We start from the raw sequence: 15,849 nt of genomic DNA, 5'->3' as shown, positions 1-15,849 counted from the left end.
CCAGATGCTTGAAGCAAGTGTGCAGACCCGTAAAACGGTCAGCACTCGCGTCTCGTAAAATGAAGTCAAAAACAATTAAGTTTGTGTGATATTCTTCAAAGAATAAAACGACATTCTTCAGGGGTTACCACCATGGCTGCTGATGACAGAAAATTCATCATGCTGACTGATTATTTGCATGAGCCTGTCATACATTATGACCGTGATTGCCAGCGCACTTATCTCAATCCAGCCGCAATCAAACTGATTGGCGAACCGGCTAAAGATCTTGAAGGCAAAACTCCCAGCTCGCTCAGACCCTCCTCCGTCGCCTTACAACACTACCAAGAAAAAATCCGCGGCGTCATAGAAACCGGCACAGATACCGAGTTTGATTTTTTTCTAGACCGGCTACCGGATGGCCCGAATGTCCATACCAAGGTGCTCAGAATTCATGCCGTCCCCGAGTTGGATGGTGATAACAACGTGGTGGGTGCCCTTGCGATTGCGCATGACATCACGGCACTCAAGTTAAGTGAAAAACGTTTACGCGCACTCATTGAAAACCATCCTGACCATATTACCCGCTTTGACCAGCATGCCAGATACAGCTACGTCAGCCCTTCTTTCACAGCATTGTTTGGCATCGAGGAATCCATGCTGCTGGGTAAGACCCTGCTTGAATCTGACCAGATTGCCACGCCAGCAGAACGCAAAAAAATTCACCACGCGATTTTGCAAACCCTAGAGCAAGAAACCGCTTGCACCATTGAGAGCCACTGGCCGCATGACCGCGTCATTGAGCTCCGTCTTGTGCAGGAAAAAGATGCCATCGGCGAGGTCTCGGGGGTGCTTTGCATCTTGCGTGATATCACCCAGCAAAAGCAGTCCGAAAAAGCAATGCTGACACTCAATCGTTCACTGCGTTTGTTGAGTAGCTGTAATCAGACACTCATTCATGCAGAAAACGAACAACACCTGCTCAACGATATTTGCCAGTTGGTGATTGACTCTGGGGGCTATCCACTGGCCTGGGTGGGTTATCCCAACTATGGCACCTACCAACCGCTGCGTATTGCCGCAATGGCCGGTCAAAAGCTGACGAAGACGATTGCGCTTGAGCAGCAAACCCCGGAAATCAGCCTGGCCGTGAAAGCCTTTCAAAGCGAGCGTGTAGAGATTATCCAGGACTATCCCAATGCAGCCCGCTTGAATAATTTGGGCGACCTCGCCAGCCAGGAAGGCCTGCTTTCATGCATCGCCTTGCCACTCAAAGTGGCAAAACAGACCATAGGCGTGATCACGATCTACGCCTCCCGCACCTATGCGTTTTCTGATGAAGAGGTCACCCTGCTCGATGAACTCGCCAATGACCTGGCGTTTGGCATTCAGTCCCTGCGTATCCGTGCCGAACATCGGGACGCAGAAACAAAACTGGAATACCTAGCCCACCATGACCCACTGACCGGCCTCCCTAACCGCCTGTTACTGCGCAAGCGTTTTGAACAGTTTATCCATCAAGCCAACAAGCGCGAATACGGCCTCGCCATGCTGTTTCTTGATATGGATAACTTCAAAGAGATTAACGACAGCTTTGGTCATGCCATAGGCGATGCGCTGCTAAAAGAGGTGGTCAGGCGCCTCGAACGTATGCTGTCAGAGGCTTGCATGCTCAGCCGCGAGGGCGGTGACGAGTTTGTGCTGCTGATCAACAACGCCCACGCGTCCGATATCGTGACTCAAACCGCACAGCAAATTCTTAACGCCATGCAAGAGCCGTTTGAGGTCAGCGGCAACACACTGCATGCGTCTTTCAGCATTGGCATCAGCCTTTATCCGCACGATGGCAAAGACTTTGAAACCCTACGCAAAAACGCCGATGCCGCCTTGTATCTGGCAAAAGATTGTGGCCGCAATACCTACCGCTTTTTTGTCACGCAGATGAATGCCGACGCGCAAAAGCGCATGCGAATTCAAACAGACCTGCACACAGCACTTAAAAATAATGAGTTTTTACTGCACTACCAGCCACAAATACGCCTATCTGATGGTCGCATCAGTGGGATTGAAGCCTTAATCCGCTGGCAAAACGCCGATGGACAGATGCTCCCACCAAGCGAGTTCATTCCTATCGCAGAACAAAGCGGGCTGATTATCCAGATGGGTCAGTGGGTGCTGCGGGAAGCCTGCCGGCAACTGGCCGCATGGCACCAGCAAGGGCAAACCCAGCTGGTGGTGGCGGTCAACTTATCCTCACACCAGTTCCGGCATGGCAATATTGTAGAAACCATCAGCGCTGCACTGCATGATTTCGGCCTGCCCCCGCAATGCCTGGAGCTCGAACTGACAGAATCCATCCTGATCCAGGACACAGAATCCGTCATCAGCACCCTGCACACGCTAAAACACATAGGTGTCAAACTAGCCATTGATGACTTTGGCACCGGCTACTCCAGCCTGTCTTATCTTAAACGCCTGTCCGTCGACAAACTCAAGATTGATAAATCCTTCATCCGTGACCTTCACAAAGACCAAGACAGTGCAGAAATTGTCCGTGCGATCATCCAACTTGGGCACATTTTGCAACTCACGGTGATTGCAGAAGGGGTAGAAACTGAGCAGCAACTGGCTTTTCTCACCGACAGTCATTGCGACGAAATACAAGGCTATCTGTTTAGCCGCCCGGTCGCCGCAGAACACATACCAGAGATACTTGCTCGAATAGGCATTACGGGCTAATTCAGAGTCTTACAGCTCAGCCAGTTGACCAAGCTAAGGGTGCATTTGGGGATAAACTTAACGAGCAATAGTGGAATAGGCTGAAATTTATTCGCGATAATAAAAGCTGAAAACAGAGGATAAAATTAAAATGATCAATGCGATAACGATTCAGAATGTTGCTTCATACACCTCTCCAGTTACTCTTGACGATCTGCGAAAAATAAACTTCATATTTGGGCCTAATGGGAGCGGTAAAACTACCATTGGGCGAGCAATTGAGCAAGTAGATGGGCACATTGACTGTGAAGTACACTGGGCAGGACAAACACCGATGGAAGTTATGGTTTACAACCGTGATTTTGTCGAGAGAAACTTTAACCTTTCCAGTCCAGTTCGTGGAGTATTTACGCTAGGTGAAAATCAAGTTCAGGCTGAAGCACAAATTGCAACTTTAAGACCTGAGGTTGAGCGACAGTCAGCAAGAATCACTGCATTATCGAATCAGCTTGATGGTAGCCCTGAGCAATCAGGAATAAGACAAGAACTAGCGAGCCTAGAAATCTCATTTCGTGAAAAAGCTTTTAAACAAAAGCAAAAACACGATGATTATTTTCAGATTGCTTTCACGGGCGCTAGAAATAGCGCAGAAAAATTTAAAGAAAGAGTACTGCAAGAAACTCTAAGTAATAACGCTGATTTGCTTGATCTCACCGTCTTAAAAGAAAAAGCCTCCACTATATTTTCGTCAGCTTTGGTATTTGCAAATCCACTGCCTTTAATTTCATACACTAATTTGGTTTCATATGAATCAAATAAAATTTTGCAGAAACCAATTATAGGTAGCCAAGATGTAAATATAGCTGCACTAATAAATCAATTAGGAAATGCAGATTGGGTTAAACAAGGATTGCATTTTCACGAACAAGCAAATGGTACATGCCCATTTTGTCAGCAGAAAACTTCCCCTGAATTTACTGACGAATTGAATCAATTCTTCAATCAGGTTTATCAAGATGATCTTCAAGAGGTTGAACAATTAAAATCCAATTACGAATCAGCAACAAACACACTTAAGGCGATTATTGCCAGTGTCAAGCGAATAGACTCTCAATTTCTTAATAATGAATTGTTTGCTGCTGAAGCAAGTTTGCTTGAGGATTTGCTTGATCGAAATTTTGGCCTTATTTTGAACAAAATTCAGGAACCAAGTAGAAGATTGACACTTGAATCGGTAACCGATCTAGCAGAGAAGCTTTCTCATCATATTACTCAAGCAAATATAAAAATCACTAACTTCAATCTAATCATCACAAATCTAGGGCAAGAAAGATTAAAACTAACAGCCCAAATATGGAAATTTGTACTTGAGGAATTGAAAGCTGACATTTCAGATTATCAGACGACGAAAGCGCGCTTAGAAGGAACGATTAGAGGTATGGAGCAAAGCTTAAGTGAAGCGCAAAATAGAAAAAGAATGGTTGAGGAGGAAATCAAAACTCTAGAGAGACAATCGACCTCTATTCAGCCTACAAAAGATGCTATTAACTCTTTATTGAAAGTATTTGGTTTTACTTCCTTCACGATTGAAATTGCAAATGAACAAGGCCAATATAAGATTTCTAGAGCGGATGGAGGAGATGCACGTAAATCCCTTAGTGAAGGTGAAAAAACATTTATTACCTTTTTATACTTTTACTCACTGATCAAGGGCTCTCAGACTGCTGAAGGCACAACTACTAATCGAGTCGTAGTTTTTGACGACCCAATTTCAAGTCTTGATAGTGATGTTTTATACATTGTTAGTAGCTTGATAAAAGGTGTATTTGAGGAGGTGAAATCTCCAGCTAGCAATATCAAGCAAGTATTTGTGCTTACCCACAATGTTTATTTCCATAAAGAAATTAGTTTTAACTCTCGTCGCTCAGGTAACGTACCATTTACTGAGGAATCATTTTGGATGGTTAAAAAATTGTCAACAGGCACTATAGTTGAAAGATGTCCTGAAAATCCAATTAAATCTGCCTACGAATTGCTATGGAGCGAAGTCAAATCTGTACACCCTTCAAGCCTTACATTACAAAATACCTTACGCAGAATTCTTGAGAACTATTTCACTATGTGGGGTGGGAAAGGTAAAGACGAAATTTGTGAAATGTTTGAAGGACGCGAAAAATTAATATGTCAGTCCTTATTCTCATGGGTTAACGATGGGTCACATTCCGTTCATGATGACCTCTACATTAACTATGGCACTCAAACTAATGATAGTTATTTACAAGTCTTTCAGAGGATATTTGTAAATGCTGGACAAGAAGGTCACTACAACATGATGATGGGTATTGAAACTACTATTCCAGATACTGTTTTTGCAGCATAAATAGTTGATTGATAAACAAATTGAATTAGCTCCACTTTTCAAAAGTTAAAGAAATTCGAGACAAATATTTTGTTTAATTGTTTACTTATGGTTTGCTAAAGCCTTTATACACTGTAGAAAAACTACAATGAAAAGGCCTAAGCATGCCACAGAAATTAACAAATAATCTTAATACGAAAAGATTACTTACCATCATGATTATTGCAAATTAATTTTTTGCATAAATCGGCTCCACACCCAACTTTTTAATTCTTTTCCTAAATGGCTTAAACGCGCCAGACTTGAGCGACACAATAAACAAATGGATGGGAAACTCTTTGCTGACCAAGCGCTCGATGACTTTATTCGAGGGGTCGGTGAGCGAAAAAGTGGGCATTTCAAAGGCGAGCACATAGTCGCCCTTGGTGTTGTCGGCATCTAATACCCGCTTGAGTAAATAGACCCTTTTAATATCTTTGGCGTCGCTGGCGATGACGGCCCGGATTTGTTGCACGGTGGCGTCATCAAGATCATGTTTTGCCAGCGTTGCGGCGGGGGTTAAGGTCGAGAGCTCCTGGTGAATGGCTTGCAACTTGTTGGCGCGGGCTTGGTAGCGTTGCAGGTATTCATCGGCACGGGCCGGGTTCTTGGCGGCGTAGTAGTGATAGGCTTGCTCGCAGGCGGCGAGGATGGCGGATTCGTCTTGCGCCATCACGTACTCTAAATCTTCAATGCCGGTTTCATCATCGTCGAGGAGTTTATACACCCCTACTCTATAGCGGCCTTGCAAATGCTCAGGGTATTGCTGCACAAAGGCTTCAATGGCCGCGCGTTGCGGTTCGTCTGGCGTCAGGTCTTCTTTAATGGCGATGACTTGCCATTGCTCGTCTGCAGTCAGTGTTTCTTTGGCGAGCAGCTCATTCAAGGTAGCGGTTTGTGCCTGAATATCCTGATGGCGTGCGGTCCAGTTTTGCTCGATGCTGGACTGCCATTCTTGATCGAGCTTGTGGGTGAAGTGTGGCAGCTCGGGCCCTAGCCAGGCATCGGCGGCGGAGGTGCTATTGTCTGCGCGTGGCAGGGTTTTCAGGGTCTCAAGCTCAACGCCTATGGCTTTCAGGCGATCTTTGATGGCGGGATGCGTATCGAGATGGTTGGTCTCGTAGGTGTAGGCGATGTCTATGTAACGATGCAGGGTGTCTGGTTCTAGCGTTTGGTTGACGATAGATTGCCAAACGGCGCTTTTATCTTGCATGGGTTTGGGCTCAGTGGCAACGCGTTGCTGGATGTGCGCATGCAGGCATTCTTTTTCGAGCTGGTAGAGCACGTGCACGCGTAACAAGGCGCTGGCGGTGTTTTCTACCCCGGCGATTTTGACCGAGACATGGTCGGCCTGATATTCGTTTTTGCGCGCCAACACAAAGCTGTAGGCGTTGAAATAAGGCGCATACCAGCCAAACATTTTGGCCACATAGCGCGAGCCCCAGTCACGCCAGCCACTGGCCATGTCGTGCAGGCGCGCCCAGGTGGAGCGTAAGCGGTAAATAAAGCCGGACCAACGGCTATGGTCGCCAGAAAGGTGCCCATACTCATGCGCGATTACCGCCATCGCCTCGCCTTCGGTGAGGCCTTGCAACAGCGGCAGGCCCAGCATCAGGTAATTGGTTTCCCAGCCAAACAGGCCAAAGCGCGGATATTGAATAATCGCCGCATTGATATCGTGGGTGAGCAGCACATGGCTGATTTTTGGGCCGGCGAGCGCGGTTTCGAGTGACTTGATTTTTTGCCACAGCGCAGGCGCTTGGTCGGACGTGAGCTCGGTGCCCACTGGCTTATCAAAGCGGCTGAACAAGACTTTGAAGGAAGCTTTAAGCATCAAGAAAGCGGGCAAGATCATTAAAATCAGCAATTTGCCCAGCTTGAGCAAGATGAGTAGCACTGCACCACCAGCAACAAAGGTCAGCGCGACCAAGCCTATGAGTAAGGCCAGCGGGATCAAGGCCATCAAGATGGCAAATCCCAGAATCAAAAAGCCTAGCAGGCTCACGAGAATGACGCGGACAAAATAGGTACTGTAATTTTGCTCGGCCAGCCTTTCGGACCGCGTAATCAGGTTCTCTAAAGATGTTTCACGCATGCGCTACCTACCCCTTTACACCAAAGCCAAAACCATTCCAGTCATGGTCGAATCAAGATGAGGAAATCGTTGCACGCCTAGTTTTGTTGTATGCGTTTAATCACGGGGATCAAACAGTCTGGCGCGCTATTTTTTTAATGATTGTAAATGATGAGCTATTTTTTAAAAGGATTTTTTAATGCAGGCCATAACAGCATCAGCCTTGCACTCAGCAGATGGATATCAAGCTGCTGAGCGCAGCCTAACAATATGCCGCTAGACCATGATTAAGGCGACCGGGTAGCCGCCGAGCTGGCGATCTGCCGTCATTAACGTCACCCCTTCGACCTGCGTCTGCGCAAGCAACATGCGATCAAAAGGGTCTTTATGCACCTCTGGCAAGGTGGCGACGCTCATGGCATGGCTGCTATTGATCGCGATCTCCTCAAAACCGTTCTCCAGCAAGTTACGCCGCAATACGGCCAAGTCCACTTTAAAGTCCGCCCGGCCCAGGGTGTTTTTGATGGCGATTTCCCACAGACTGGCGCTGCTGAAGTAGAGTTGATTGCCTGTATCTTCAATGAGGGCTTTTGCTTTGCTTGGCAGTTGGTCTGCCCCCGCCGCTGCCCAAAGCAAAATATGGGTATCGAGTAACAGCTTCATCTTACTCTAGGCCAAACAGGGTTGACATTTCGGCTTTGCCCATCTCGTCAAAATCGGCAGGCACCTGAATTTGACCTTGCATAAAGCCAATACGCTTGATTGCGGGCGGCTCAGTCGCCTCTAGTCGGGTGACTTTTACCAGCGGCTTACCCGCTTTGGCAATAATGAAAGACTCCCCATTGACAGCCTGATCCACCAGTTTAGAAAGTTGTGTTTTTGCCTCGTGAATATTGATAATTTGCATGATGTCCAACTTAAACTAAGTTTAGTTAGTTTAGTTTAAACAGCTCGTGGATATGAGTAAAGCCTTTTTTGAGATGTCAGTCGCTGCTTCTGCTCTGCTTTACCTAGCCTCTCCTGCAAATGATGAGAGATTTATTGCTTAAAGACGCCCCAAAAAACTTAAGTTAGCTTCTAAATTTTAGGTGTTTTATGCAAATACCCCCTTAAAGTATTGAATTGAATCACTTATCTACCGCTTAGCGGTGTATACATCAGTAAAAAACTCTGATATGGTGTTTATAACTAAAAGAATTACGATGTTTTACAACGCATTGTTCCCGGGGTGGGTAAATTCGATTATGGCTAAAAGATCTGGAAAATATTTGTACTCCATACGTAGCGCCAATGGGGTGTTGGTAGAGAATCTGCAGGTGTACGGTAAATCCCGTGCCGAAGCGGATGAGAAAATTCGCCAGATGTATTGGCGCTGCGAAATTTTGAGTTGCAAGCTGGTCGCGGACCTAGATACACGTGCGCCCAACCTCAAAATGCAATGGGTGCGACCGGCACCGCGTGCCGCGGGCTAGTGCATGAGCTGATTTCCCATCAGAAGCTATTTCAGGCAAACCATAAAAAAGGCGCGATAAAGATTCGCGCCTTTTTTATTATTGATGCCATTTAAAACGGTAAGCCCTGAAACTTAAAACAAGGACAAGTTGCTGGCAGTAGAAACCGGCCTGGGGATGCGTCTTCTGGCCAGCTTTTTGACGCGGCTATCCAGCGTGGGCAAGTCATCATCAAACAGTGAGCCTTGGGCTGGGAACAGCTCTTCTTGTGCCTGGAACACTTGCAGCTCTGGCCGCAGCTCACAATCGAGGCGGATATCCGATTTGGGGACACAGCAACAGGGCAGGATTTCGTCACTGGCAATAAATGCGAGCGGCTGTTCCAGGTATTCGACCTCACCATCAAGCAGACGCACGCGGCAGGCACCACAATAGCCCCCGCGGCATTGGTACTCGACCTCGTGCCCGGTGCGCTCCAGCCCTTCCAGCAAAGTTTCATGCGGGATCAGGCTAAAGCGGGTATGTTGGCTGCGGACACTAATCATAAATCATAAAAATCAAAGTGAGCGAGTGGGGTAAACTGCAAGGCGCCCAGAGGGCAAACCCGCGTCACACCGCCATTTGCCCGCTTTTAAAGCTCAAAGTCGTTGAGATCGTCAGCCGAGACTTCTGAATCAATCTGCCCGATCAAATAAGAACTTAATTCTACCTCTTGAGGGGCCACTTGTACGGTGTCTGATGACAGCCAGGTGTTGATCCATGGAATCGGGTTGTTTTTGGCATTGGGGAACGCGGGTGGCAGACCCACCGACGCCATGCGAGTGTTGGTGATGTATTCCACGTACTGGCAAAGAATGTCTTTATTGAGGCCGATCATTGAGCCATCTTTAAACAGGTACTCGGCCCACAGTTTTTCCTGCTCGGCGGCGGATTTAAACATCTCGAAGCACTCGGTATGCAGTTCTGCGGCAATCTCGGCAAACTCGGCGTCATCCTGGCCAGAACGCATGATGTTGAGCATATGCTGTGTGCCGGTGAGGTGCAAGGCCTCATCACGCGCAATCAGGCGGATGATTTTGGCGTTGCCTTCCATCACCTTGCGCTCGGCAAAGGCAAACGAGCAAGCAAAGCTGACGTAAAAACGGATCGCTTCGAGGATATTCACGTTCATCAGGCAACGGTACAGCAGCTTTTTGAGCGCGCGCTTGTTGACCACTTTGGTCTCGCCATTGATGACATGATTGCCCTCGCCCAGCTGCGAGTACAGCATGGTTTGCTGAATCAGCTCATCGTAATAATGCGCAATATCCGAAGCGCGTGCCGTGATGTTTTCATTGCGCACGATGTCATCGAACATCACCGACGGATCATTGACGATATTGCGGATGATGTGGGTGTAGGAACGCGAGTGTATGGTCTCGGAAAACGCCCAGGTTTCAATCCAGGTTTCCAGCTCAGGCAGAGACACCAGTGGCAGCAAAGCGACGTTGGGGCTACGGCCCTGAATCGAATCCAGCAAGGTCTGATACTTGAGGTTGCTGATAAAAATATGCTTTTCGTGCTCGGGCAGATTCTGGTAGTCGGAACGGTCTTGCGACACGTCAACCTCTTCCGGGCGCCAGAAGAAGGAGAGTTGCTTCTCGATCAGCTTCTCGAATACCGGATATTTCTGCTGGTCGTAGCGCGCCACATTGACGGGCTGCCCAAAGAACATGGGTTCTTTGAGTTGATCGTTATCTGTTTTGGTGAAGATGCTGTAGGCCATCTGTGTTCCTAATGTTTAAGTTTAATGCTCAAACTGTTTTTAAATTGTACTTATTACCCCACTGCAATAAGCGTTGAATCAGTGAGCGAGCGGGATAAAGTGCAAGGCGTACGGAGCACAGAAACCGGAATGTACACGAGAGTACATGAGGATTTCGCGCACCGCACAACGCAGCAATTTGCCCGCGCAGCCACTGAGTCAATGCTTATTTAAATTTTGCAGGCTCCGCTGGCACACCCATCGTCCTCGGCTTCCGTACCGCCCTCGCTCGCACCATCGCGGGTGTTGTGGTAGTACAGCGTTTTAACGCCAAGTTTGTAGGCTTGCAGCAGGTCTTTCAGCAGTTGCTTCATCGGCACGCGGCCGCCTTCAAAACGGGTTGGGTCGTAGTTGGTATTGGCTGAAATCGATTGATCGACAAACTTCTGCATCACGCCCACCAGCTTGAGGTAGCCGTCATTGCTGGGGATGCGCCACAACAACTGGTACTGGTTACGCAGGCGGTCAATCTCAGGCACCACCTGGCGCAAGATGCCGTCTTTGGATTGCTTGACCGAGACCAGGCCACGCGGTGGCTCAATGCCGTTGGTGGCATTGGCAATCTGGCTGGAAGTCTCGGAAGGCATCAGCGCCGTCAGCGTGGAATTGCGCAAGCCATCTTTCTGGATTTCCTTGCGCAGGCTTTCCCAATCCAGACGCAGCGGCTCGTTGCACACGGCATCCAGGTCTTTTTTGTAGGTATCAATCGGCAAAATGCCTTTGGCATAAGTGGTCTCGTTAAACGCACCACACGCGCCAAACTCGCGAGACAGTTGTACGGACGCTTTTAGCAGATAGTACTGAATCGCCTCAAAGGTACGGTGGGTCAGGCCCAGCGCAGCATCGTCAGTATAGCTGGTGCCGTTTTTGGCCAGGTAATAGGCATAATTGATCACGCCCACGCCCAATGAACGGCGCTTATTGGTGGCGTTGAGCGCGGCTTTGACTGGGTAATCCTGGTATTCGAGCAAGGCATCTAATGCACGAACCACGAGGTCGGCCAGACCTTCGAGCTCGTCCAGCGATTCCAGCGCGCCCAGGTTAAATGCTGACAGGGTACACAGCGCAATTTCGCCTTCGGTGTCGTTGATGTCATTGAGTGGCTTGGTCGGCAGTGCGATTTCCATACACAGGTTGGACTGGCGCACCGGTGCAACGGCCGGATCAAACGGGCTATGTGTGTTGCAATGGTCCACGTTCTGGATGTAGATACGGCCGGTACCGGCGCGCTCTTGCATCATGAGCGAGAACAAGTCTACTGCAGGCAAGCTGCGCTTGCGGATGCTGTCATCGGCTTCGTACTGGGTGTAGAGGCGCTCAAAGGTATCCTGATCGGCAAAGAACGCGTCATACAGACCGGGCACATCATGCGGCGAGAACAAGGTGATCTGTTCACCTTTGATCAGGCGCTGGTACATGAGGCGGTTGATCTGCACGCCGTAGTCGAGGTGGCGCACGCGGTTTTCTTCCACGCCGCGGTTGTTTTTGAGGACCAGCAGGGATTCAACCTCAAGGTGCCACAATGGGTAGAACAACGTCGCCGCCCCGCCGCGCACGCCGCCCTGTGAGCAGGATTTGACCGCAGACTGGAACAACTTGTAGAACGGCAGGCAGCCGGTGTGCTGTGCTTCACCACCACGGATTTCACTGCCCAGCGCACGGATACGGCCCGCGTTGACGCCGATACCGGCGCGCTGCGACACATACTTCACAATCGCGCTGGAGGTGGCGTTGATACTGTCCAGGCTGTCGTCACACTCAATCAGCACGCAAGAGCTGAACTGGCGTGTCGGCGTCCGCACGCCAGACATAATTGGCGTCGGCAGTGAGATCTTGAAGGTAGACACCGCATCATAAAAACGCTTGATGTAATCGAGGCGTGCCTGGCCCTTGTAGTTGGCAAACAGGCTCATCGCCACCAGAATGTAAAGGAACTGCGGGCTCTCGTAGATCTTTTTGGTGACGCGGTTTTGTACCAGATATTTGCCCTCAAGCTGCTTGACAGCGGCGTAAGAGAAATTCATATCGCGCCAGTGGTCCAGATAGCCATTCAGCGTATCAAACTCTTCGCGGCTGTAATCCTTGAGCAGGTGCGGATCGTATTTGCCCAGCGCGGTCAGGTTGGTCACATGGTCAAACAAATGCGGTGGCTCAAACTGGCCATAAGCAATTTTGCGCAGGTGAAAAATATTCAGGCGTGCAGCCAGGTACTGGTAATCCGGGGTTTCTTCCGAAATCAGGTCGGCAGCAGATTTGATGATGGTTTCATGGATATCGTCGGTGCGGATACCATCATAAAACTGGATATGGGAGCGCAATTCAACTTGTGACACCGAGACATTATTGAGGCCTTGTGCGGCCCAATCAATGACGCGATGTATTTTGTCGAGGTTAATAGGTTCCTTGCGGCCATCGCGTTTCGTGGCCTGCATGGATTCGTATTGTGACATTATGGGCTCCCAATTCCGGCAGCGAAGGTGACCCGACAAGTGGCATAGACAACATTTTTCAGGCCGAGCAACCCCAATATCAAGCCCGATTCTGAAAAATCGTATCTGCCGAGGACACCCCGCCTCAAACGTTAACAAGAAAAAAATCACGGTAGGTCTCCTGGCTCTCAGGTCACCATTATTTGCTTGTGCCTTCCCGAATTTACTCAGTGGCGTCGATTGCAGCAAACAACTCGCTGATCACAGTTGCGGGGGCAGCCCTGGTTTAGTGATTCCTGCGCAGTTTCACGCACCAGGTTCCCTATTAAACACAGAAGAGGACACTCTTCAGCGTACCGTATGGATGCGACTATAAAACAATATCTATGGCTTTTCAATTGAAGAAAACACAATATATTGATTTATTTTGATTGACAACGGGCAACTGGTTGTTTTTATTGGGGAATATTTTTTAACGATTTGCCGCGCACAAAATGTGCTTGCACGCCTGGTGTTTTTAACGCAAATACATGCAGCAGATTTTTGAAAATGACGATGTTATAGGCTTTTGCGTGCAGGCCCTTCCCAGAAGGCCAGCCTGCACTCTCACAAGGATTTTTTTCACTTGATCATGGCGTAATACATGGTTTTCAACCGACTAAAAAGTGGCAGCCACACTGAACAGCACGCTACGCCCTGGCTGATAAAGTGGCGTGACGGTCCCAAAGCCTTGATAGGTAGCACGGTCCGCGTAGGCATCATCAAACAAATTACGCACATCCACGCGCCACTTGGTTTTAACTGTCCACTGAGGTTGATATTCGGCATAGAGATTAAACACTTCATACGACGGGAACGATAACGTACCTGCGCTGACTTTATTGTACTTTTGCGCAAACTCTGCATCGCCGCCGACGGTCACGTTGACAGACGGAAAATGATGTCCCACGGTCACATATAAAATCTCGCCAACCGGTGTTGCCAAGTAATTACCTGTATCGCTGTCGGTAGGCGCACCGTCAATCGTCACATCAATATCTGCCAGTCTTGCACGGGCAAAACTCTGCTCCCACTGGTAAGCCAGACCAAGCTCATATCCACGTGTGCGTACATCTCTGGCCAATACGCCGCTGTTGACAGCAAACCGGGCCGCACGCGCATTGTCTATCTGCGTTTCAAATACCTTGGCATCGGCAGTAAAGCCATAAAAACGGCTTTGCAAACCAAAGAAATAGTTATCTGCTTTGGTGGCTTTTGGACCACGGCCGTAGTTCCATGCCGTGTTCATGATAAAGTTTTCTGCCATCTGGCTACCGCTAAACACCTCAGAATAACCCGCTTTCACTGTTAACAGCTCAGGCACCACAGCCAACTCACCCGAAATGTTGGAACTGAGTCCGGAATGTGACCAACTGCTGCCTTGAGTACCCGTGAGTTCATGGTGGTCGTTACGAACACCTGCGGAAACGTGCAAAGGTTGCCAGGGATTGATTCTCGCCTGGACATAAACACCTCGGTTGTTTGCTTTCTCTTCAGCCTGGAAAGTGCGATCCTTGTAATCAGCTTTATCACGATAGAAATCGACACCTGCCGTAATGCTACCAGTATCAATTGGAAAACGGTTTTCAAACTTACCGTTAAAGCTGCTGGTTTCTCCTGTACCCGGATAAATCACAGTCCCTCCGGCAGTAAAAATAGGCACAGTGATTTCAGTCTTGCTATAGGCTAGCAGTGCCGTTGGATTCCACCAGTGGTCAGGGTTCACTTGCGTATACCGCAGAACAGTATTGTCGCGGGTCATCTCATAGTCACGCACACGTGGCTCCCATGCCGGGCGGCCTGAAATAAACCCGATATTGCCACGGAAAGGACGTGCAGCATCGTCACGCACCCGCTCATGACTTAATTGTAATCTGTGACCATCTGCTGCTTCAGCGCCTAATTTAAAGAAACCGCTGACCAGGTCGGTGCCCGTGCCATCGACTTTGTCACCATTGCCCGCTTCAAATCTGTTGCCGTTGGCAACGGTTAAATAGGCTAATCCATCCAGTTGTTCAGAAGCAGCATATCCGGCCAGGGTCTGGCTGAAAACATCGCCATTGGTATTAAAGCTGGAGCGGATATAAGCGCCCTTGCCGGGCGAAGTGAGAAAATCACGCGCGTTTTTGGTTTCGTAGGCAATGGCACCAGCAATGGCACCAGCGCCTGCATCCGCGGGTGCCACGCCCGCATTGACGCTCACTGCCTTCATAAATAATGGATCGATCAATGTCGTCCCGTTATGATGAAAGACCTTATTGTTTTGACGACTACCGTCGATGGTGACCGCGAGATTGTTTTCCTCAATCCCGTTCACATAGACCTTTTGCGACATTGGCGTAGAACCGCCCACCTTCACTGAAGGCTGCCCGTTAAAAATACCGCGTACGTCACTCGGGTTGTTGCGCGCAAGTGCTGCTTCGTCAATCAGTATGGTGACAGGCTCCTTAACAGGCATAGACTGATCAACCCTGGCAGATACCGCCACTTCAGGCAGTGTTTCGGCCTGTTGAGAGAGTGGCTGGGGAGTTTGTTCTTTGCTTGCCAGTACCACCGTAAAATGTGTGTCTCCTGTTTGCTTCAAGGCCAGGCCACTATTAAGCAACAAGGTGTGCAAGGCCTGCTGTGCGCTGTAGCGGCCTTTCAGGGCTGCGGCTTTTTTATCGCCAATCAAAGCGGCATTTGCGCTGAGGCTAATGCCGGTTTGTGCCGCGACTTGCGTCAACGCCGTTGAAAGCGGCCCGGCAGCAATATCAAACATTTGCGTGGTTTCTACAGCTTGTGCCCAAGCAACGGACGCAAATGGATTTAGCAGCGTGACAGGCAACAACATTGCACTACGAACTGCAAGCGTGAGCAAGTGTGGACGAAACATAATAACGGATGGCATAACATCAGGCTCCAAGGTTGAATATTGAATGGTTTCAACTGGTATGCCGGATGAACTTCAAAAAAGG

10 protein-coding genes and 1 riboswitch are annotated in these 15,849 nt (G+C 48.8%); of the genes, 3 read left to right on the top strand and 7 right to left on the bottom strand.

What is annotated here, in order from left to right:
* Positions 1-132 precede the first annotated feature (132 nt).
* Positions 133-2,718, top strand: coding sequence for an EAL domain-containing protein (locus AACH41_RS04590; protein WP_338657013.1), 2,586 nt, complete (start codon positions 133-135; stop codon positions 2,716-2,718).
* Positions 2,719-2,848: 130 nt separating this feature from the next.
* Positions 2,849-5,077 carry an AAA family ATPase gene (locus tag AACH41_RS04585; protein WP_338657011.1) on the top strand — a complete coding sequence of 743 codons (2,229 nt, stop codon included), beginning with the start codon at positions 2,849-2,851 and terminating at the stop codon, positions 5,075-5,077.
* A gap of 208 nt (positions 5,078-5,285) precedes the next feature.
* On the opposite strand, the gene AACH41_RS04580 is transcribed toward AACH41_RS04585, so the two are convergent.
* The 3 genes from AACH41_RS04580 to AACH41_RS04570 form a co-directional block, all read right to left on the bottom strand.
* Positions 5,286-7,190, bottom strand: a complete 1,905-nt coding sequence (locus AACH41_RS04580) for a M48 family metallopeptidase (RefSeq protein ID WP_338657009.1) — start codon at positions 7,188-7,190, stop codon at positions 5,286-5,288.
* A gap of 255 nt (positions 7,191-7,445) precedes the next feature.
* Positions 7,446-7,832, bottom strand: coding sequence for a type II toxin-antitoxin system VapC family toxin (locus tag AACH41_RS04575; protein WP_338657007.1), 387 nt, complete (start codon positions 7,830-7,832; stop codon positions 7,446-7,448).
* Between the two features lies 1 nt (position 7,833).
* On the bottom strand, positions 7,834-8,076 hold the full coding sequence (locus tag AACH41_RS04570; RefSeq protein WP_338657005.1) for a type II toxin-antitoxin system prevent-host-death family antitoxin: 243 nt from the start codon (positions 8,074-8,076) through the stop codon (positions 7,834-7,836).
* Between the two features lie 337 nt (positions 8,077-8,413).
* Here AACH41_RS04570 and AACH41_RS04565 point away from each other — a divergent pair, with 337 nt between their 5' ends.
* Positions 8,414-8,641: a hypothetical protein gene (locus AACH41_RS04565; protein WP_228518658.1), complete on the top strand. Its 228-nt coding sequence runs from the start codon at positions 8,414-8,416 to the stop codon at positions 8,639-8,641.
* Positions 8,642-8,754: 113 nt separating this feature from the next.
* On the opposite strand, the gene yfaE is transcribed toward AACH41_RS04565, so the two are convergent.
* From yfaE to AACH41_RS04545, 4 genes are all read right to left on the bottom strand, one after another.
* Positions 8,755-9,165 (bottom strand): class I ribonucleotide reductase maintenance protein YfaE, encoded by a 411-nt coding sequence (gene yfaE, locus AACH41_RS04560; protein ID WP_338657001.1) that lies wholly within the window; start codon positions 9,163-9,165, stop codon positions 8,755-8,757.
* Positions 9,166-9,251: 86 nt separating this feature from the next.
* A complete protein-coding gene (gene nrdB / locus AACH41_RS04555; protein WP_275356988.1) occupies positions 9,252-10,385 on the bottom strand; it encodes a class Ia ribonucleoside-diphosphate reductase subunit beta in 1,134 nt (377 codons plus the stop codon).
* Positions 10,386-10,594: 209 nt separating this feature from the next.
* A complete protein-coding gene (gene nrdA / locus AACH41_RS04550) occupies positions 10,595-12,874 on the bottom strand; it encodes a class 1a ribonucleoside-diphosphate reductase subunit alpha (protein WP_338656998.1) in 2,280 nt (759 codons plus the stop codon).
* A gap of 132 nt (positions 12,875-13,006) precedes the next feature.
* Positions 13,007-13,229, bottom strand: a riboswitch (cobalamin riboswitch).
* 282 nt (positions 13,230-13,511) lie between these two features.
* Entirely contained in the window at positions 13,512-15,782 is a 2,271-nt protein-coding gene (locus tag AACH41_RS04545) for a TonB-dependent receptor (RefSeq protein ID WP_338656996.1), read from the bottom strand.
* Positions 15,783-15,849: the final 67 nt, after the last annotated feature.

Source organism: Methylophilus sp. DW102 (assembly GCF_037076555.1).
In the GTDB taxonomy this organism is placed as follows: domain Bacteria; phylum Pseudomonadota; class Gammaproteobacteria; order Burkholderiales; family Methylophilaceae; genus Methylophilus; species Methylophilus glucosoxydans.
The sequence above is the reverse complement of the archived record's forward strand: the minus strand, read 5'-3'. Positions and strand labels throughout refer to the sequence as shown.

Bases quoted from the DNA above. Each gene is read 5' to 3' on its own strand.
- AACH41_RS04590 (WP_338657013.1), top strand. From the start codon at position 133: ATGGCTGCTGATGACAGAAAATTCATCATGCTGACTGATTATTTGCAT.
- AACH41_RS04585 (WP_338657011.1), top strand. From the start codon at position 2,849: ATGATCAATGCGATAACGATTCAGAATGTTGCTTCATACACCTCTCCA.
- AACH41_RS04580 (WP_338657009.1), bottom strand. From the start codon at position 7,190: ATGCGTGAAACATCTTTAGAGAACCTGATTACGCGGTCCGAAAGGCTG.
- AACH41_RS04575 (WP_338657007.1), bottom strand. From the start codon at position 7,832: ATGAAGCTGTTACTCGATACCCATATTTTGCTTTGGGCAGCGGCGGGG.
- AACH41_RS04570 (WP_338657005.1), bottom strand. From the start codon at position 8,076: ATGCAAATTATCAATATTCACGAGGCAAAAACACAACTTTCTAAACTG.
- AACH41_RS04565 (WP_228518658.1), top strand. From the start codon at position 8,414: ATGGCTAAAAGATCTGGAAAATATTTGTACTCCATACGTAGCGCCAAT.
- yfaE (WP_338657001.1), bottom strand. From the start codon at position 9,165: ATGATTAGTGTCCGCAGCCAACATACCCGCTTTAGCCTGATCCCGCAT.
- nrdB (WP_275356988.1), bottom strand. From the start codon at position 10,385: ATGGCCTACAGCATCTTCACCAAAACAGATAACGATCAACTCAAAGAA.
- nrdA (WP_338656998.1), bottom strand. From the start codon at position 12,874: ATGTCACAATACGAATCCATGCAGGCCACGAAACGCGATGGCCGCAAG.
- AACH41_RS04545 (WP_338656996.1), bottom strand. From the start codon at position 15,782: ATGCCATCCGTTATTATGTTTCGTCCACACTTGCTCACGCTTGCAGTT.